At 47.3% G+C, this 17739-nt stretch carries 17 protein-coding genes and 6 tRNA genes; 8 read left to right on the top strand and 15 right to left on the bottom strand.

Annotation, left to right across the window (positions count from 1 at the left end; translation table 11 throughout):
• Nucleotides 1-44 precede the first annotated feature (44 nt).
• A complete protein-coding gene (locus tag IH982_02515; GenBank protein MCH7828716.1) occupies nt 45-530 on the bottom strand; it encodes a 3D domain-containing protein in 486 nt (161 codons plus the stop codon).
• 225 nt (nt 531-755) lie between these two features.
• Between IH982_02515 and nrdR the strand changes: the two genes are divergently transcribed.
• From nrdR to IH982_02495, 4 genes are all read left to right on the top strand, one after another.
• Complete coding sequence (gene nrdR / locus IH982_02510; GenBank protein ID MCH7828715.1) at nt 756-1205, top strand: transcriptional repressor NrdR; 450 nt, start codon at nt 756-758, stop codon at nt 1203-1205.
• Nucleotides 1206-1209: 4 nt separating this feature from the next.
• Complete coding sequence (locus IH982_02505) at nt 1210-3636, top strand: adenosylcobalamin-dependent ribonucleoside-diphosphate reductase (GenBank protein MCH7828714.1); 2427 nt, start codon at nt 1210-1212, stop codon at nt 3634-3636.
• Nucleotides 3637-3789: 153 nt separating this feature from the next.
• Complete coding sequence (locus IH982_02500) at nt 3790-4329, top strand: cob(I)yrinic acid a,c-diamide adenosyltransferase (protein MCH7828713.1); 540 nt, start codon at nt 3790-3792, stop codon at nt 4327-4329.
• A 2-nt stretch (nt 4330-4331) separates the two neighbouring features.
• On the top strand, nt 4332-4898 hold the full coding sequence (locus IH982_02495; protein ID MCH7828712.1) for a hypothetical protein: 567 nt from the start codon (nt 4332-4334) through the stop codon (nt 4896-4898).
• Nucleotides 4899-4937: 39 nt separating this feature from the next.
• On the opposite strand, the gene IH982_02490 is transcribed toward IH982_02495, so the two are convergent.
• The 13 genes from IH982_02490 to IH982_02430 form a co-directional block, all read right to left on the bottom strand.
• Nucleotides 4938-5012, bottom strand: a tRNA-Gly gene (locus IH982_02490).
• A gap of 98 nt (nt 5013-5110) precedes the next feature.
• Nucleotides 5111-5182, bottom strand: a tRNA-Phe gene (locus IH982_02485).
• A 4-nt stretch (nt 5183-5186) separates the two neighbouring features.
• Nucleotides 5187-5618, bottom strand: coding sequence for an NUDIX hydrolase (locus tag IH982_02480; GenBank protein ID MCH7828711.1), 432 nt, complete (start codon nt 5616-5618; stop codon nt 5187-5189).
• Nucleotides 5606-5680 (bottom strand) — tRNA-Val (locus tag IH982_02475). Before IH982_02475 ends, IH982_02480 begins: the two co-directional genes overlap by 13 nt.
• An 8-nt stretch (nt 5681-5688) precedes the next feature.
• Nucleotides 5689-5776 (bottom strand) — tRNA-Leu (locus IH982_02470).
• A 5-nt stretch (nt 5777-5781) separates the two neighbouring features.
• Entirely contained in the window at nt 5782-6225 is a 444-nt protein-coding gene (rplS, locus tag IH982_02465) for a 50S ribosomal protein L19 (protein MCH7828710.1), read from the bottom strand.
• A 55-nt stretch (nt 6226-6280) separates the two neighbouring features.
• Nucleotides 6281-6922, bottom strand: coding sequence for an RluA family pseudouridine synthase (locus tag IH982_02460; GenBank protein MCH7828709.1), 642 nt, complete (start codon nt 6920-6922; stop codon nt 6281-6283).
• Nucleotides 6922-6998, bottom strand: a tRNA-Val gene (locus IH982_02455). Before IH982_02455 ends, IH982_02460 begins: the two co-directional genes overlap by 1 nt.
• A 13-nt stretch (nt 6999-7011) precedes the next feature.
• Nucleotides 7012-7084, bottom strand: a tRNA-Ile gene (locus tag IH982_02450).
• 30 nt (nt 7085-7114) lie between these two features.
• Nucleotides 7115-8953: an ATP-dependent zinc metalloprotease FtsH gene (ftsH, locus tag IH982_02445; GenBank protein ID MCH7828708.1), complete on the bottom strand. Its 1839-nt coding sequence runs from the start codon at nt 8951-8953 to the stop codon at nt 7115-7117.
• 199 nt (nt 8954-9152) lie between these two features.
• Nucleotides 9153-9674 (bottom strand): gamma-glutamylcyclotransferase, encoded by a 522-nt coding sequence (locus IH982_02440; GenBank protein ID MCH7828707.1) that lies wholly within the window; start codon nt 9672-9674, stop codon nt 9153-9155.
• A gap of 33 nt (nt 9675-9707) precedes the next feature.
• The gene (locus IH982_02435; protein MCH7828706.1) at nt 9708-11183 is read right to left on the bottom strand and encodes an ATP-grasp domain-containing protein; all 1476 of its coding nucleotides are present in this window, start codon (nt 11181-11183) and stop codon (nt 9708-9710) included.
• Nucleotides 11184-11287: 104 nt separating this feature from the next.
• Complete coding sequence (locus IH982_02430; GenBank protein ID MCH7828705.1) at nt 11288-12241, bottom strand: hypothetical protein; 954 nt, start codon at nt 12239-12241, stop codon at nt 11288-11290.
• 94 nt (nt 12242-12335) lie between these two features.
• On the opposite strand from IH982_02430, the gene IH982_02425 reads away from it, so the two are divergent.
• Nucleotides 12336-13052, top strand: a complete 717-nt coding sequence (locus IH982_02425; protein ID MCH7828704.1) for a lamin tail domain-containing protein — start codon at nt 12336-12338, stop codon at nt 13050-13052.
• Here IH982_02425 and IH982_02420 read toward each other — a convergent pair.
• A complete protein-coding gene (locus tag IH982_02420; protein ID MCH7828703.1) occupies nt 12985-14097 on the bottom strand; it encodes a S1 RNA-binding domain-containing protein in 1113 nt (370 codons plus the stop codon). The two genes, IH982_02425 and IH982_02420, sit on opposite strands and share 68 nt — an antisense overlap.
• Before the next feature lie 203 nt (nt 14098-14300).
• On the opposite strand from IH982_02420, the gene IH982_02415 reads away from it, so the two are divergent.
• The 3 genes from IH982_02415 to gyrA are packed head-to-tail and all read left to right on the top strand — an operon-like array spanning nt 14301 to nt 17711.
• Nucleotides 14301-14963 (top strand): MBL fold metallo-hydrolase, encoded by a 663-nt coding sequence (locus tag IH982_02415; protein MCH7828702.1) that lies wholly within the window; start codon nt 14301-14303, stop codon nt 14961-14963.
• Nucleotides 14960-15226, top strand: coding sequence for a hypothetical protein (locus IH982_02410; protein MCH7828701.1), 267 nt, complete (start codon nt 14960-14962; stop codon nt 15224-15226). Before IH982_02415 ends, IH982_02410 begins: the two co-directional genes overlap by 4 nt.
• Nucleotides 15204-17711, top strand: coding sequence for a DNA gyrase subunit A (gyrA, locus tag IH982_02405; protein MCH7828700.1), 2508 nt, complete (start codon nt 15204-15206; stop codon nt 17709-17711). The genes IH982_02410 and gyrA overlap by 23 nt, the downstream gene beginning before the upstream one ends.
• Nucleotides 17712-17739: the final 28 nt, after the last annotated feature.

The raw sequence follows: 17739 nt of genomic DNA, 5'->3' as shown, positions 1-17739 counted from the left end.
GACTCGGGGCGCGCAAATCCGTGAAGTTTCAAGCAGTTGAAACTTCACCCCTCTAAAACTTCAACGTAGGTGAGCTTTGCTCCAAATGCTTTTGCTTCTTGAAAGCTGGCAAACCAAATGTCTACCATGTATTTTTTCCTAGGGTGCATGCGGTCTTCCACCACAAAAATCTTGTCTCCGTAAATGTCAGGAAGCTTAATCTTGGTTCCAATGGGCAAAAAGTTTGCTGCCACAATACCTTCTCGCACTTTGGTTCCAGATGCTGTGATAAAGGGGGTATCATCGGTTTGCTCTGGGGTGGAAGAGTAGGCGGTTACCACCACACGAATTGTTTTAACCACCTTTTCTGGAGTAGGCGATGGGATAGGAAGGAGAGCGTTTGCCTGCGAGAAAGATAGTTCTCCCATCAATGCCGGGGGTTCTTCTAAAAAGATAGGTCCCTTATCTATTTTTTCCCCAAAAATAGGGATAATAGCCATTCCAAATGCCGCAAGGGAGGCAAAAATTGTTCTTGCAATTGTTTGTTTCATAGAAAACCCCCTTCACGGGGTATGCAAAAAGTATATACCAGAAATGAGGGAAAGTCAAGACCTGAGAACCCTGCAAAATCAATCTCTGGTATGGAGTCTTTGCATTTCTCCACAGTCTGCAGTTTGACACCAACCCCCTGGCCTTTTACAATGTGAAGTGCACTGCTAAATATTTCATAGTACAGTACCCTTGACATTCTATACAATATGTTGACTAATTAGGGAATGAAATGCCCTGTCTGTCAAAACTCTACTCAGGTTAGCAATTCAAGATCAGCTGACCATGGGAGAGCGGTGAAGCGTCGCCGGGTTTGCCTGGAGTGCAACCGGCGTTTTACTACGTACGAACGCATCGAGCTTTTTGGGCTCCAGGTGGTAAAGCGAAGCGGGGAAAAACAACCCTACTTGCGTCACAAGCTAGAGCTTGGATTGAGAAAGGCCTTGGAAAAGCGCCCGGTGTCAGAAGAACAGTTCCAGAAGCTGGTTTCTGCGGTTGAAAACGACATCTTTAACTTGGAAAAAGAGACTGTTCGTTCAGAAGAGATAGGGCAAATCGTTCTTTCGCACCTCAGAATATTAGACAAGGTTGCCTACATAAGATTTGTCTCTGTGCACCGAAACTTTAAGAGCACGAAGGCCTTTGAAAAGGAAATCAAAAAATTAGAAAAAAAATAACTCTATGCTGCAGCTCACCAAGAAAGAAAAGAATGTCATCAACGCTCGATTCTCAGAGAATGCTTTAAAGATGATGAAGAAACGATACCTTATTCCGCGAGATGATGGAACGCAAGAAACCCCAGCTGACATGTTTCTGCGGGTGGCAAACGACTTGGCGCAGCAAGAAAAAAAGTACGGAAGAAACGAAAAGTTTACCGACAAGATTGCAAAGGATTTTCTCTCCATCATGGCCAGCAAAGAATACACCCCGGCTGGTCGAACACTCACCAATGGAGGGTCTGAAACTCCCCTCATTGCAAACTGCATTGTGCTCCCCATCCATGACTCTATGGAGAGCATCTTTCAAACCTTGAAAGATGCCGCCCTCTTGCAGCAGGCAGGCTCTGGCCTTGGTTTTGATTTGTCTGAAATGCGCCCGGCAGACTTCCCCACCAAGAAATCCCGCGGCAAGGCATCGGGTCCTGTTTCCTTCTTAAAGGTGTATGATGCTGCCTTTGGAACCATCAAGCAGCAAGGACGACACGGGGCAAACATGGCAATGATGCGAATAGACCACCCCGATGTTCTAGACTTCATTTCTTGCAAGGAAACCGAAGGCGATATTCGAAACTTCAACATTTCTGTAACCATGACCGACGAGTTCATGGAACAGTTAGAAAAGAACCCAGACAAACAATGGTACTGTATCTTTAAGGGAAAGAAAACAAAGCCTCACAAGGTGTTTCGCCACCCCAACGGCTCGGTCTTCAAGGCAGAAGAGACAGACATTACCGCAAAAGAACTCTTTGACCTGCTGGTGGAGCACGCCTGGCTGAACGGGGAACCCGGTATTGCTTTCATCGATACCGTCAACCGCACCAATCCCTTGCCTGACATGGGCCCTCTTCAGGCCTCTAATCCCTGCGGTGAGCAGTTTCTGCACGCTTATGACAACTGCAACCTTGGGTCCCTGAACTTAGCAACCTTTGTGAAGCAAAAGAAGGTAGATTTTAAGAGATTGCGCTTTGCAACGAGGACCGCAGTGCGTTTAATGGATAATGTCATTGACAAGTTTGATTTTCCCGTAAAGGACGTAACTGAACTTGCACAAAAGAACCGCAGGATTGGTTTGGGTATTATGGGATTTGCAGACATGCTCTACCAATTGGGGATAAGGTACCACTCAAAGCAGGGATTCGCCGCCGCAGAAAAGGTGATGGGGTTCGTTAATAAAGAGGCGTATCTTATGTCCCAAGTTCTGGCAAAGGAGAAGGGCAAATTCGCAAACTACAAGAAATCCATCTTTGGAAAAAAGAAGGTTCAGCATGCTGCAGCCCAAAAGTGGGGCATGGGAAAGAAGATGAGAAATGTTGCCCTGACCACAGTGGCTCCTACGGGCTCCATCTCTATGATGTTTGATGCTTCCTCTGGCATTGAGCCCAACTTTGCCTTAGCCTACATCAAACAAGATAAGGACGGCCAGCAGTACCAGTACTTCAACCAGCATTTCAAGAAAGCTCTGGAGCGCTATAAGTTTTCTGCAAAAGAACAGGACAAGATTTTAAAAGAAGTCATTGAGAAGGGAACTATTCAGCATTTGGAGGATTTACCAAAAGCATTTAGAGATACGTTTGTGGTTGCAATGGATATTCCGGGTTTGGACCACATGAGAATGCAGGCTGCTTTTCAGCGTAACGTGGATAACTCCATTTCAAAGACCGTAAACTTTCCCAACGAGGCAACCAGAGAGGAAGTTGCAGATACTTTTGTGCAGGCCTGGAAGATGGGATGTAAGGCGTGTACCGTGTATCGAGACGGCAGCCGGGTTATACAGATTCTCAACGTGGGCTTAGGAGACAACATCATTGCTCCCACCGAGGCGCTGGAAAATCGTACAAAAGCCCTGAGTATTAGTGCAGAACAGGGTAAGCTCAGGCAGAGACCCGAGGTCATGTCGGGAAACACGTACCGCGTCAAGACAGGGTATGGTAATCTCTATGTCACCGTGAATAACGACGAGAAGGGAAAACCCTTTGAAGTGTTTGCCACCATTGGCAAGTCAGGAGGATTCTTTCAAGAACAGTCAGAAGCAATCTGTAAACTCATTTCCATTTCTTTGAGGGCGGGGGTCGCAGCAGATGAGATTGTGAAGCACCTGAAAGGTATTCGGGGACCAATGCCCGTATTCACCGACAAAGGAACCATTCTTTCTTTGCCAGACGCCTTGGGTAAAATTTTAGAGCAGCACGTGACAGCCACAGGAACAGTTCAAGAAGTTATCTCCCGCCCAGAAAAGCAAGAAGTGCTGCCCTTTGCTGGAGACTCTACGGCAAAGATGGAAATGGCGGATTTTGGATTTATGCCAGGATGCCCGGATTGCGGAGCTCAACTTTTAATGCAGGAAGGATGCATTTCCTGCAAGATGTGTGGGTTTAGTAGGTGTACTTAAGGCTTGGCAACAAAGTTCCAAAATATCGATTGTCCCCGCCTCCAGTACGGCGGGGCAATCTGCGCTCTCGGCAGTTTTCCGCCTCGTTAACGGACCATGCAAAACTGCCTCCGAGAGCTATTTTGTTAATTTGTTGCCTCGCTCTTTTAAGATATGGCATTATTTTATACCGGAAAGGGAGACAAAGGTTCGTCTCTTGTTGGAAAAAAGAAATATCCCAAGGATTCTCCCATCTTAGAAGTGCTGGGTGATTTAGATGAGTTAAACTCTCTACTGGGGCTTATTCGCAGCACCGCAAAGAAAGAATTGCAAAAAAAGCTTTTTTTGGTACAGGAAAACCTGTTTATTATCCAGGCAAGAATAGCCTGGTTGATGTTTAAAAAGTTTGAAAGTCCTCAGATGACAAAAGGTAAGATTCGAAAGATGGAACAAGAGATTGACGGGATGGAGAAGAAGATAAAGCCAGAACGTGGGTTCATCATTCCAGGAGAAAATGAGCAGGCCTCGTGGCTGGACTATGCCAGGGCGGTAGCACGCCGCGCAGAGAGATCAGCAGTAAAGCTCAACAAAAAACACAAACTTCCACAAGAGCTTATAACTTACCTGAACCGGCTCTCCAGCTACCTGTATGCTTTAGCGAGACTTGAGATTTCAGAAGGTAAAATCAGAGAAAAGAAACCAACATACAAATAGCAATGAAGCGGCATCTTCTTATTGGATTTTTGTTGGCTGCCCTAGGAATTGCTTTGGCAGGGCGCCTGATTCCTCACCCCCCAAACTTTACTCCGGTAGGTGCTTTGGCTTTGTTTGCCGGCATATATCTTGCCAGAAAAAGCAGGTGGGCCCTTGTCCTCCCATTGGCCGTGATGTTTTTGGCTGACCTTGTCATTGGGTTTTATGATGTAAAGTTAATGCTTGTGGTGTACGGAAGCTTTCTGTTCTATGGTATCTTTGGCCTGCTTATCAAAGGCAGAAAGAACCTTGGAACCATAACACTGGCAACCCTGGCAGGATCGTTTCTCTTTTATCTCTTCACCAACTTTGCCGTGTGGGCTTTTTCTCCTTTGTACGCCCCAACCCTAGAAGGTCTTATGCTTTCTTATACAATGGGTCTCCCCTTCTTGAAATATACTCTACTGGGAGACCTCTTCTTTGTCGGAGTGTTTGTTGGAGCATACGAACTTGCCCTTGCGGTGTTGCATAGAAAGCAATTTTTCCTTAATGAAATTAAGGAATCCTTAATCTCATTAAGGAGATATTGAAGGAACACAAAACCGCCCCTTCTGGGGCGATTTTGCTTTTGGAGCGGGCGAGCAGAATCGAACTGCCGTCTAGTCGTTGGCAACGACTCATAATAGCCACTATACCACGCCCGCCTTCGCCAGCCGTAGCTGGCTTCGGTCGCACGCCGCCATAGCTTTGGCGACGGCGCGCGGGCAAGACCCGCAAAGAAGACAGCGAAGGCTGGACTTTGTGCCGCGGGAGTGAATTGAACACTCGACACGAGGCTCTTCAAGCCACTGCTCTACCACTGAGCTACCGCGGCATATTTATTTTTCAAGGCTCTGGAAATAATACTTTATAGCATCTTTATACGTATTTTCAAAGCCTATGCTATCAACTTCTTCTTTGGTAATCCAGCGAAAGTTCTTGTGTTCAGGGCTTATCGAGATTTCACCTCTTTTCCAGAAACAACGGAAACCTACCAAAAACAGAAGGAACTTTAGGTCCGGGTGTGGTTGTCGTATCCACGCATGAAACGCAGAGCCGATTTCAATGTCTGCACTCTCTCCAATCTCCTCTCTTACTTCTCGGCTTAATGCAGCTGCTACATCTTCCTCAATCTGAACTTTACCACCCGGCAACTCCCACTGTCCATCTTGGTCCTGGACGATGAGAAGTTTTTCTCCATCGGCAATAAAAGCTTTCAAGCCGACGTAGAAGATTTGATCGTTTTGTCCCATGCTTTTGGTGGGCAGCACAGGATTTGAACCCGTAACCCCCGCGATGTAAACGCGATGCTCTACCGTTGAGCTAGCTGCCCCTTCGAAATGGTGCGGACGAGAGGACTCGAACCTCCACGGGATTGCTCCCACAAGCCCCTCAAGCTTGCGTGTCTCGCCAATTCCACCACGTCCGCAAATGTTAAGCAGCTTTCTCTTCTTCAGCAGATTGTTCCTCGACAGGTTCTTTTGGTGCTGGCACTTCTTTCTGGGGTTCCTTTTCTGGGACTTCCAGATTGAAAGCTTTTGCTTTGAGCCGCGCCTTTCTTCCTTTAGCTTCCCGTAGGTAATAAAGCTTTGCTCTTCTTACCTTAGACCTTCGTACAATCTCAATTTTGTCAATCAAGGGTGAGTGCAAAGGGAAGATTCGCTCAACCCCAACGCCCTGGGTTATCTTTCTTACGGTAACGGTGCTCGTGATTCCCTTGCCATGCTTTTTGGCAAGCACTATACCCTCAAATACCTGGATTCTTTCTTTGCCCCCTTCCTTGATTTTTTGGTGTACCCGAATCACGTCGCCTGGTCGAACGTCGGGCACGTTTTGTTTTAGTGTCATATTCGCTACTGCTTCTAGCTTTGTGGTCATAATGTCTTGAAGCATGCAACGTGAAGCGTGAAACATAAAAATAAGGTTTCGCGTTTCATGTTTTAAGTTTCATGAGAACTTCTTGTAAATCCTCTGATAATTCTGACGTGAATTCTTTGGTAGTCCCATCTGGCATGGTGAGCTGCAATGAGTGCGCATGAAGGAATTGTCTGTTGAGTCCTTTTGGAACCTGTTGGCCTTTAAATCCATAGAGCCTATCTCCTGCAATGGGATGGCCAAGGTGGCTGAGATGTATCCTGATCTGATGCTTTCTCCCTGTCTTGGGTTTTACCTCTAAGAAGGCATATCCTTGATATTGTTTGAGTACCCGGTATTTGCTGCTGGCTTCCCGTTTTCCTTCAGCCCCAGGTTCCCCCGGCAAGAACACTTTTTGTTTTCTGCGGTCGTTTGGGGATCTCCCCAACAGTGCTTCAATCTCTCCTTGTTCTTTTCTTACATTGCCTTGTACTAAACAAAGGTAGGTTTTTTGTATCTTTCTTGTTTGGAACTGTCCTCTAAAGTACTCGAGAGCATCTCTTGTTTTTGCCACCAAGAGTACTCCCGATGTGTCTTTGTCTAAGCGGTGCGCTGGAGAAAAACCTTCTGGCAAGAGTTTCTGTATTCCCTCAATATCAATGCCAGCAGGTTTGTCTACAACCTGGAGTGTAGCATTTTCAAAGAGAATATTCAAGCTCATGGTGGGCGGTACAGGGATCGAACCTGTCACCTTCACAATGTCAATGTGACGCTCTAACCAAATGAGCTAACCGCCCAGGATTATACTAGTGGGCACGCCTGGACTCGAACCAGGAACCGCCAAGGTATAAGCTTGGTGCTCTAACCATTGAGCTACGTGCCCTCATCCTTAATTTCATTAAGGGAATATCCGTTATTTCCTTTGTTTCTTGCCTACTATTTTCTCAAACTCTTCCCGTTCTATCGTCTCCTTTTCTATCAGAATCCTGGCTATCTTTTCAAGGGTTGCTTTCTTTTTTCTCAGGATTTTTTCTGCAGTCTTTCTGGCATTTTCTAAGAGTTTTGCCACTTCTTTGTCTATCTCCTCTGCTACCTTTTCTGAATAGTTCTGGGTTTCGGGCCCCCTTCTTCCCAGAAACATTATTGTATCGTCGCGCTCCCCAAAGGTGACAGGGCCGAGCTTTTCTGACATGCCGAACTGTTTTATCAGAGAGCGCGCAATTTCAGTTGCCTTTTCCAAATCATTGGAGGACCCGGTGGTAATTTCTTTAAACTTGAGTCGTTCTGCTGCATACCCACCGAGCAGCACCGCTAAGTCTGAGAGAAACTCTGCCTTGGTTTTTAAGTGTTTCTCCTCGCTTGGAAGTTTTAAAGTATATCCTCCTGCTCTTCCCCGGGAAATAATGGAAACCTTGCGTACCGGATCTCCATGAGGAACTAAGGAAGCTACCAAAGCATGGCCTGCTTCATGAAAGGCGGTAATCTCCTTTTCTTTTTTGCTCAAGACATGGCTCTTTCGTTCGGGGCCCAAGAGCACCTTGTCAATGGATTCCAGCAGTTCTTCCTGGCTAATTTGCAGTTTGTTTCTGCGTGCAGCAAAGATGGCAGCCTCATTCATTAAGTTTTCCAAATCGGCTCCCGCAAACCCTGGAGTGCGTTCAGCTACCTCTCTTAAGTTGGTGTTTTGAGCCAAAGGCTTTCCCCTGCCGTGAATTTTCAAGATTGCCTCCCGGTCATTAATATCTGGCAAGTCAAGCATGATTCTCCGGTCAAACCTTCCGGGACGCAACAAAGCCGGGTCCAGCACGTCTGGCCTGTTGGTGGCAGCAATCACAATGGTGGTGGAATCCCTTTCAAAACCGTCCATCTCCACTAAAATCTGGTTTAAGGTTTGTTCTCGTTCGTCATGTCCTCCCCCAAACCCGAATCCCCGCTGCCTGCCAATGGCGTCCAGCTCGTCAATAAAGATAATGCTGCGTCCTGCCTTTTTTGCTGTGGAGAAAAGATCTCTTACTCTCGAGGAACCAACTCCCACAAACATTTCAATGAACTCAGACCCAGAAGCAGAAAAGAAGGGAACGCCGGCCTCGTTTGCCACGGCTCTTGCCAGCAAGGTTTTTCCTGTGCCCGGGGGACCAATCAAGAGAACACCTCGTGGGATTTTAGCCCCCATCTGCAGGTACTTTCTAGGGTTTTTTAAAAAGTCCACAACTTCATTGAGTTCTTCTTTTGCTTCTTTTAACCCCGCAACATCTTTGAAGGTGATGCGTTCCTTGCTCGTTCCTTCAGCGCCAAACAGCCGCGCTTTTGCCCTGGTAAAGTCAAAGGCCTGGCCCAATCCTGCTTTTGCTTGACGGAAGATAAAGAAGAAGAAGAAAGCAAACAATAGAAGGGGAAGAAGGATAAAAGATAAAGGAGCCAGCCAGATTAAAATGCCGGTCTCTTTTTTGGTCTCAATTTCTACCCCTGCCAGGGCTTCCCTTGAAAGGCCAAGGTTAAGCAGGGTTTCGCTAAGAGCTGCGTCCTGCTCTTTCATTGAGGTTTTCTCAACTCCCTCTTCTTTATAGGTAATGTTCAGTTCACCTGTTGTAACGCTTACCTTTTCTATGCTTCCTGCCTCAATATCTGCGACCAGTTGCGTCAAGGAAATGACGTCCTTTTGCTCAAAGGGTTTAGCAAACGCAGCAAACAAAACCGAGATTGCTAAGAAGATCAGGATGACAAAGAAAAGGTTTTTGCCTAGGTTTTTCATCGTAAATTTTATTGTGTGAAATTTCAGTTTCCCCCGTGTAGGAAATTATTCAAAACCGAGGGTTTTGAAAAGAAGGGGGGTCGGGGGAAACTGTGTGACCGTGGGGTTAGTATATCAAAATAGGGTTGAATTTCAAGGGAAAAGAATAACCCCCGTACCCATTCGCGCCACGGCAAAGGTGTATGGGGGTTCTGGCGGCTTAGGAACTCTCGTCGATTTTACGACCCTGAAAGTCGGTTTCCGCTATCCATCGGTCGTGCTCCTCCTTGGGTACTCCTTCCAGCACACGCTTGAGGTAGCTGCCCCGCACCGGCATGGACTCCAAGCCTGGCGCGATGAAGGTAAGTACCTGGGCGTCCTCGGGGACTGGGGAAATGTAGTCGGTCACGTCGACCAGCTCATATCCTTGTTCCCGCTGTGCGAGGCGTGCCAGCTCCGATGGGTTCACCTCCACGAGCACCCCACGGACCACGCTGCCCTCCTCTTTTCTGATGTTGAGGTAGGCGTGCTCGAGGCCGGCCTTGTTGAAGACTCGTTGGTAGTCCTGGAGGTCTGCCCATCCAGCGTGCTTCTTGCCGGGAAGAGTGCCCTGGAGATTATTCTCGCTGAGAAGACTCCCGTATCCGAATACAAAGGTACGCGGCATGTCTTCCTCCTTGGTGTTGCCGAGCTTCGCTACCAAGTTCTTACCATACTTTATAAGTTTCGTCAAGTAGTTCATGTATGCGTTATCCTAAAACTCTTGTTTGCCTTCTCATGCTGTTTCCTCTTTCGGCTCGGACTGGTCTTTTCGCAAAGCTCCAGAGAGATTCTGCAAAAGACTTGCAATATCTTTTTGTACCGAGAAAGAAGAGGTTGCGATGGGGCGGGCAAAGATGAGTTTGTACAAGCGAGGAACGTTTTGAATGATGCGCCCACCCATGCGTGGAACTGAATCTATCATGATAAACTCAGAGTCGCTCTTGAGCTCCCAGGGAAAAGCTCCCTGGCGTTCAAACGTGAGCTCTTTGGTTTCGGGGGACCAAGAGTAGATGCCGCTTCCCAAAGGCAGCTTCATTTCATATACGCCCTTGGGGGCAAGGGATATGTGCGCAATGGGAAGTCTGTTTTTGAGCTGCTCATTTACTTTTTCAAAGTCAAAGGGTTCTTGGATGTTGAGGTGTGCCATGAGGTGGAAGAACTCCATGGGGGGAACCTGGTTTTGAGCCATGACCATTAAAGAATACATGGGAAGTGCTCCCGTAAAGCGGGGGTTGCATTCTAGGGGGAAGATTTCTTCTTTTACTGTGTCGTAAATAAAGTCAACGCCAAAAATTCCTCGAAATCCTTGATTAGCAAGAAAGGCTCCGATTCGCTCCATCATGGTCTGCGCATCGCGCTCTACCCGTTCTGGCCATGAGCGAAAACTCCAGTCGTGTCCAAGAAATACCCCGGTTGGAAGCTGATTGTGTAAAGCTTCTGGTACGTCAATGAGTTGAAGCTGGAGAGGAGAGGTGAGTACTCCCAGATGCGTTATGCACCCAACTATGGAAGTAGAGTGGCCTTCCACGAGCGGGGACACCTGAATCTCTTTGAATCGTTCATCGACAGAAAGGATATCATGCATGATCTGCCATTCTTTCTCGTTGCGAACGAAAAAGGTGCCCTGTTCTCCTGCTACGTCAAAGTCGCCCCGTTGAACCACAAAGGGTTTGTCCCAGCGAGCAAAGATTTCTTGAAAAGATTTGGAGAGAAATGTTTCTTTTGCCCCTCTTAGTTCTTTAAGATGCGCCAAATCAAGACTCTGCACCACATCGCGAAAATCCCGTTTGAGCAGCATGTTTTCAAAAGCCTCTGGGCGGTTTCCTATCCAATCAAGACCCTGTTCTTCCAACTTCTTTATAATCGGAGGGGTGGTTTGATAGAACATGAGACGGAAGGGCCGCCGCCGTGATTTCAAAAATGCCTGGAACGCATAATTCCCCAATAAGTAGTTCGTAGAGTGAATTTTTGGTGCAACCTTGGGAAACTTTTCTTCCAGACAGAAAATAGAAGCGTAATTCCGTAGAACATCAAGGTCTGCAGTATCTTTTACGACATAGATTTGGTAGTTCTTTAAGAACAACGCGGGAACGATGCGTGGGTAGGGAGCAATACCCAGAGCGATAATCGTTTTTTCCTGCATCTTTTGGAGAATTTCTTTTAGCCGGGGAACTGTCTTCTCCCAAGATTGCATAAAGGCTTGGTTCATTTGGTTAGTATAGAGGAAATGAGGGGTTTATGAAAACAAAGAAGGGTCCGGGGACAGACGATTCTACGAGAGAATCGCTCCCCGGACCCCTTGCGCTTCGCGGCCTAGGCTGGCTTACAGGAACGGACCGGCGGGTAGCCCTGTCCCTCCTTCTGCTCCCCGGGACGGAAGTACACGGCGGCCATGGCAGCCACCATGTGTACCTCGCCCTGCACACCCACGAGGTCGTTGCCGAAGAGGTGGTATGTGATACCGTCCTCTCCGAGCAAGCGTCCCGTGTTCGTGATTGGGTTGAAGAAGAGCACATGGCCCCTCTTCCACCCATCCTGGTTGGGGACCTCCTTGGGTTCCCACACCGCCGGCGTGGGCTCTTCCAGCGGCGTCCCCCCCATCGTGTCGAGGACTCCGTTGACGACCCTAGCCATGGTGGCGAGGACGTTGCCCATGCCTCTCCAGGTTTCCCGGTAGTCTGCGTCCGGGTAGGCGTAGATCGGGTTGCTGGGGACGAAGCGGACCTCGTCTTCCACAACCCGTATCCACCCTGCATAGACCTCCTGGACCACGACGTAGAAGCGGCCCTTGCGAGAGAGCAGGGATACCTGCACATCCTTGAAGCGCAGGTTGGAGTCCAGCAGGATGATGTCCACATTGTCCTTCCCACGCTCTCGCGTGTGAGGGACCCAGACGTTTCCTTGCTGCTTCCACTGCACAGGGACCTGGAGCAGGAACTCCATGTCCTCTGCGTACTCGAAGGGCTGGCCTCCGTAGATGGCGATGGGGGTGATCCCATTGCCCTTGGCCCGGACCCTGATGTCGATGACATCGGGGCGTCCAGCGACACTCAGCGAACATCCTCTGTACCCGGGACCGCCGAAGACTCTTCCCTGTTGTCCTTTTGTCAGGACAGCCACTCCAAATGCATCCACTGGAGCACCTCCTACCTTGTCGAGGGCTAAGTTTGGACCCTCGTACTGGGTGTATTTATACCATTTTATTCTATATTTGTCAAGCTCTCGCTCCGCATATATCCCTAATGAAATTAAGGAGTGGAAAACCAAGCTAAGCTTAGGCAATACAATTAAACCTATCGCTGTGTGCCTAAATGAAATTTAGGTGTGGATAACTTAACGAGATTAAGGATATAATGCAGATATGGCATTTATGATTCTCCTTGTCTTGCTATTTTTACCCAGCGTTGTGCTTGCTCAGCAGGATTCTTCGGTTCTCATAAACGAGATAGCATGGATGGGTTCATCTGTGGACGGGGTGGATGCAAACCAGTATTGGCGCTACGAATGGTTGGAACTGCACAATACAAAGGATGTTCCATTTTTGTTGGATGGATGGAATGTTGAGCTGTATCGGCAAGATGAATTGTATTTCGTGATTCCTCTTGCCGGCACCATTTTTCAAGGTGGATATTTTCTGGTTGCGGCTCATGACAAGATTCCAAATGCTGATGTGAACTATGCAAACCTTGGAGGGAAGTTTTTGAATAATGGTATGAGGGTGGCGTTGAAAGACGGGGTTGGGAACATTATCGATGAAATTGACGCGCAGGACGGCTGGCCAGCTGGAAACAATGAAACCAAACGCACCATGGAGCGGACGGGTGTTTTGCAGGCCGAAACTTTAGCGGAGGCCTGGCAGACGAGCGCAAAAGTGGGTGGAACTCCAAAAAGTCAGAACAGTGAAGGGTTTAAAGAATTAGTTGCCAATCTTTCTTCTTTTGCAAACAAAAAAGACCCAGCTGGATCTTTCTCTAAAGAATCGGTGTTTAGTCCTCCTGCGTTTCTTGCTTTTAGCTTGGCTCTTTCGTCTGCTCTTTTGATTCTGCTGCTGCGACGGGTTCTTGCCCGGCGAGCCTGAGAGACATTCGGTGTTCTTCAGGATTAATCTCCAAGATTTGAAACTTTAAGGTAGCTCCCACGCCCAGTGCTTTTTCCATTGCCTTTCTTGTTCCAAACTCTGAGATGTGACACAACCCCTGGATCTTGGGTTCGATTTCCACAAAGGTACCAAAGGGGTTGAGCTTGGTTACCGTGCCTTGTACCTCGTCTCCTTTCTGGTACTTTTTGGCCGCCTCTTTCCAAGGGTCTTCTTTTAAGGTCTTTAAGGAAAGGGATGCCCTGCCGTTTGAAATGTCAATGATTTGAGCCTTCACCCGGTCCCCAACCTTTAAAAACAAGGAAGGGTCTTCAATGATTTGCCAGTCAATCTCTGAAATGTGAATCAATCCCTCAATCTCCTCTCCCTTGGCCCCAAACTTCACAAAAGCCCCAAAATCAACCACGCCGGTAATCTCACCCTCCACCACGTCTCCTACCTTGTACTGAGATAGGATTTCTCTTACCTTTCTTCGTTCCTTTGAGCGTTCTGAAAGTATGACTTTTCCTTCCTTGGGATCCAGGTCAAAGATTTCAACCTCAAGCTCTTCTCCCATGAAAGCTTGCAAGGCCTGGAGGATTTTTATGGAGTCCCCGTCTTCCACCTTTGGGTAGTGCTCTTGGGAAAGTTGGGATACAGGCAGAAAAGCCTGCATACCAAAGACATCAGCTAAAAGGCCTCCTTTGTTTGCCCCTATGATTTTCACCTTCAGGAGTTCTTCTGTCGCTTTTTGTTCCTTGAGTTTTTGCCAGGCGAGTTCTCGGCCTGCTTCCCGCAAGGAGAGCTCAATGTATCCATCCTCGTTTTCCAACTCTACGATTTTGGCGGTAACCGTGTCTTCTTTCTTCACGCCTTTGAGCTGATCTTTTTCTTCCAAAAACTCCCGGCCGAAGATAATGCCGGTCCCCCGAGGGCCCAAGTTTAAGTACACAGACGATCTTCCAATGCCAATGACAATGCCCTCTACAATGTCTCCTACTCGAAACGGACGCAGCATCTCCAGCTTTTCTGGTGTTCTTCCTTGCATAGTTTGCATGTCCTACACTTTACACTATTATCATCAATTTTGTCAATCCAGCATCACCTTTACTCCATGAATTTCTTCTAAAAGTGATGCTGGGCCAATGCTTCTTAGTTTGCAAAAATACTTAATTTTGTTATAATGGTACTTGTAGATTAGATATTTAAGGTAAGTATCATTTGTGCCAGCCGGCACATAATAGACATATTATGCAGATCGTGTGGAAAGGCCAGGCCTGCTTTCACATTACCACCTCGCGAGGGAAGCAGGAGCAGATAAAGATTCTCATTGATCCCTTTGAAGATTCCCTCGGATTGAAACTGCCTCCCCAGGAGGCAGATATTGTACTGGTCACGCACGGCCACTTTGACCATAACAATGTGAAGGTTGCAAAAGGAGATCCCTTTGTTATTGATTCTCCAGGAGAGTACGAGGCAAAATCAGTGTTTGTGCAGGGAATTGCAACCTTTCATGACGATGTTGAGGGAAAAGAACGTGGCTCAAACACGGTATACACCATTTCTGCAGAAGGTATTACCTTGTGTCATATGGGTGATTTTGGGCAAAAGGAACTGACCCCAGAGCAGGTAGAAAGGATCGGGCAGGTTAACGTGTTACTGATTCCGGTTGGGGGCACGTATACTATCAACGGCAAGGACGCAGGAAAAATCATTTCGCAAATTGAACCCAACATTATCATTCCCATGCACTACGCTTTGCCAAAACTTAAGGTAAAGTTGGCCCCGGTAGAAGAGTTTTTGCGCGCAATGGGCAAAAAGGGACTTGAACCCCAAGGAAAGCTTAGCTTGAAAGCAAAGGATGTTGCAGGAGAAAAAGAAGAAGCAGAGATTGTGGTCTTAAAGCCGCAATGAAGATTCAAGAGCTCCCAGTAAAGCAGCGCAAAGTGATTCTGTGGGCGGTGGTTGCGGTGCTGGGAATCATGCTCTTTTTTTGGTGGGGAAGGAATGTTAAAGAAACCCTAGAGAATGTTTCTCTTCCCAAAGTTCCAAAAGAGCTTAAAGAAAGTCTACAGCGTACGCAAGAAGAATTCACATTCCCAGCATTTGAAGAGATAGAGATTCCAGAAGAGGTTTTTAAAGAACTACAAGAATATGGCCAAAGCCAAGGACAATAGTGAAGAAAAGGCAGCAATAGGTGTGGTTCAGCCCCGAGAAATCGTGGAAGAGATGCGCGAGTCCTACTTGGACTATGCAATGTCTGTTATTGTGGCTCGCGCCCTGCCCGATGTGAGAGACGGCTTAAAACCTGTGCACCGCAGAATCTTGTTTGCCATGCACGAGGACGGTTTAACACATACTGCAAAATACCGAAAATCAGCTACGGTAGTGGGAAGTACTTTGGGACGCTATCACCCGCACGGAGACACCGCGGTCTATGATTCTTTGGTTCGCATGGCCCAGAATTTTGAATTAAGATACCCTCTAATTGATGGGCAGGGAAACTTTGGATCTATAGATGGGGACAGTGCGGCTGCCATGCGCTACTCAGAAGCCAGAATGTCCAAGATAGGAGAAGAGCTGCTCCGTGATATTGGCAAGGATACGGTGGATTTTGTTGATAACTACGACGGCACCAGAAAAGAACCCGTGGTGCTTCCCTCCCCCGTGCCTCAGCTGCTTTTGAACGGAACCCTGGGAATTGCAGTGGGCATGGCAACCAATATCCCACCCCATAACTTACGGGAACTGATTGATGCCTTAAACTTCTTAATTGAACACCAAAAAGCCACCACCGAAGACCTCTTTTCTTTTATCAAAGGGCCAGACTTTCCAACCGGAGGCACCATTTTCAATAAACGAGAAATCATTGCTGTCTATTCTCAGGGCAAGGGACCAATTGTAATGAGAGGAAAGGCAGAGATTACAGAAGACCAAAAGAAACCCCAGATTATCATTACCGAGATTCCTTTTCAGGTGAACAAGGCATCTTTGGTAAAGCAGTTTGCAAAGCTGGTCCAGGAAAAAAAGATTGACGGAATCCGCGACATTCGAGATGAGTCAGACAAGGACGGCATGAGAATTGTTTTTGATCTGCAAAGAGATGCTTACCCCCAAAAGATTTTAAACCGTCTGTACAAGTTCTCTGACTTTCAAAAGACCTTTCACGTAAACCTTTTAGCTTTGGTAGACGGCATTCAGCCCAAGGTTCTTTCTTTGGTTGAGATTCTCCAGTATTTTATAGAGCACCGGCGTCAGGTGGTGCAGCGCCGCCTCCGGTATGACCTGACTCAGGCAAAGGACCGAGCACACATTTTGGAAGGTTTGCACAAGTGTTTGGCAAACATTGATAAAGTTATTAAGCTTATTCGGGCAGCTCAACACCGCGACGACGCAAAGATCAAATTGCAAAAAGCCTTTAGGCTTTCGGAACTTCAAGCAAACGCCATTCTGGATATGAGATTAGCCCAGCTGGCAAAGCTGGAGCGCAAAAAGATTGAAGACGAGTTAAAAGAAATGAGGGTAAAGATTAAAGAACTCACTGTCACCTTGGCATCTTCAAAGAAAATAGATGAGGTCATCAAAAAAGAGTTTGCGGCCGCTAAAGAAACCTTTGGGGATGAACGGAGAACCAGGGTACAAGTTGCTGGGGTGGGGGAGATTGCAGAAGAAGATTTGGTTGCAAAAGAAGAAACCATTATTACCTTAACCCAGGGTGGGTATATAAAGCGCATCAACCCTGCCACCTACAAGCTCCAAAAAAGAGGGGGCAAGGGCATTATTGGCATGAAGACCGTGTCAGACGACATTGTAGAGCACTTTTTGTACTGCAATACCCACGATTCTTTAATGGTCTTTACCGATTCTGGAAAGGTGTTTCAGCTGCCCGTGTACGAGATTCCAGAAGGAACCAGGGTGGCAAAAGGCCGTGGCCTGTTAAACTTTGTTGAGCTGAGCTCAAATGACAAGGTTCTTAACCTCTTTGCCCTTGGGAAAAAGGATACTGAGCAAGGCATAAAGTATATGGTTATGACTACCAAGGACGGGCTTGTCAAAAAGACGCCGCTGGAAGATTTTAAGAACGTGAGAAAGTCCGGCCTTATTGCAATTTCCTTAAAAAAAGGGGATGAACTGAGAATTGTGAGAAAGAGTACGGGACAAGACCAGATTATTGTCACTACCAAAAAGGGTCAGTCTATTCGGTTTAAGGAAAAAGATGCACGGGCTATGGGCAGAACCGCGGCCGGAACCCGGGCCATTCGCTTAAAAAAGGGAGATGAGGTGGTTGGCATGGATGTTATTGCTGGGAATAATGGAAGCTTAGCTTCCAAGGACTTGGAAGCTAAGCTTCCAAAAGAGGGTGATTATCTTTTGATTCTCACGGAAAATGGGTATGGCAAGCGCACTTCCTTAAAAGAATACCGGGTACAAACCAGAGGGGGGTCTGGCATTAAAACCGCAAACATTACCGCAAAAACAGGAAACCTGGTGTATGCCAAGGCGCTTTCTGGCGAGGAAGAAGACCTTATTGTTATTTCAAGAAAGGGCCAGGTTATCCGTACTGCCATTGCAGACATTGCAAAGATAAGCCGCTCTACGCAAGGGGTCAGAATCATGAGGCTTGACGAGAAAGACAAGGTGGCCTCAGCCGCAAGTTTGTAGGAAAAGGAAAGGGGAGGCATGCTGTAGC

Source organism: Patescibacteria group bacterium, assembly GCA_022563395.1.
GTDB lineage: Bacteria > Patescibacteriota > Minisyncoccia > Minisyncoccales > UBA10102 > 01-FULL-49-22b.
This window is presented reverse-complemented; position numbering and strand designations above follow the sequence as displayed.

Excerpts from the sequence above, each read along its gene's own strand:
- nrdR (MCH7828715.1), top strand. The coding sequence starts at position 756 with ATGAAATGCCCTGTCTGTCAAAACTCTACTCAGGTTAGCAATTCAAGA.
- IH982_02435 (MCH7828706.1), bottom strand. The coding sequence starts at position 11,183 with ATGAACCAAGCCTTTATGCAATCTTGGGAGAAGACAGTTCCCCGGCTA.
- gyrA (MCH7828700.1), top strand. The coding sequence starts at position 15,204 with ATGGCCAAAGCCAAGGACAATAGTGAAGAAAAGGCAGCAATAGGTGTG.
- IH982_02420 (MCH7828703.1), bottom strand. The coding sequence starts at position 14,097 with ATGCAAGGAAGAACACCAGAAAAGCTGGAGATGCTGCGTCCGTTTCGA.
- IH982_02410 (MCH7828701.1), top strand. The coding sequence starts at position 14,960 with ATGAAGATTCAAGAGCTCCCAGTAAAGCAGCGCAAAGTGATTCTGTGG.
- IH982_02425 (MCH7828704.1), top strand. The coding sequence starts at position 12,336 with ATGGCATTTATGATTCTCCTTGTCTTGCTATTTTTACCCAGCGTTGTG.
- IH982_02440 (MCH7828707.1), bottom strand. The coding sequence starts at position 9,674 with ATGAACTACTTGACGAAACTTATAAAGTATGGTAAGAACTTGGTAGCG.
- ftsH (MCH7828708.1), bottom strand. The coding sequence starts at position 8,953 with ATGAAAAACCTAGGCAAAAACCTTTTCTTTGTCATCCTGATCTTCTTA.
- IH982_02495 (MCH7828712.1), top strand. The coding sequence starts at position 4,332 with ATGAAGCGGCATCTTCTTATTGGATTTTTGTTGGCTGCCCTAGGAATT.
- rplS (MCH7828710.1), bottom strand. The coding sequence starts at position 6,225 with ATGACCACAAAGCTAGAAGCAGTAGCGAATATGACACTAAAACAAAAC.
- IH982_02515 (MCH7828716.1), bottom strand. The coding sequence starts at position 530 with ATGAAACAAACAATTGCAAGAACAATTTTTGCCTCCCTTGCGGCATTT.
- IH982_02460 (MCH7828709.1), bottom strand. The coding sequence starts at position 6,922 with ATGAGCTTGAATATTCTCTTTGAAAATGCTACACTCCAGGTTGTAGAC.
- IH982_02500 (MCH7828713.1), top strand. The coding sequence starts at position 3,790 with ATGGCATTATTTTATACCGGAAAGGGAGACAAAGGTTCGTCTCTTGTT.
- IH982_02505 (MCH7828714.1), top strand. The coding sequence starts at position 1,210 with ATGCTGCAGCTCACCAAGAAAGAAAAGAATGTCATCAACGCTCGATTC.
- IH982_02415 (MCH7828702.1), top strand. The coding sequence starts at position 14,301 with ATGCAGATCGTGTGGAAAGGCCAGGCCTGCTTTCACATTACCACCTCG.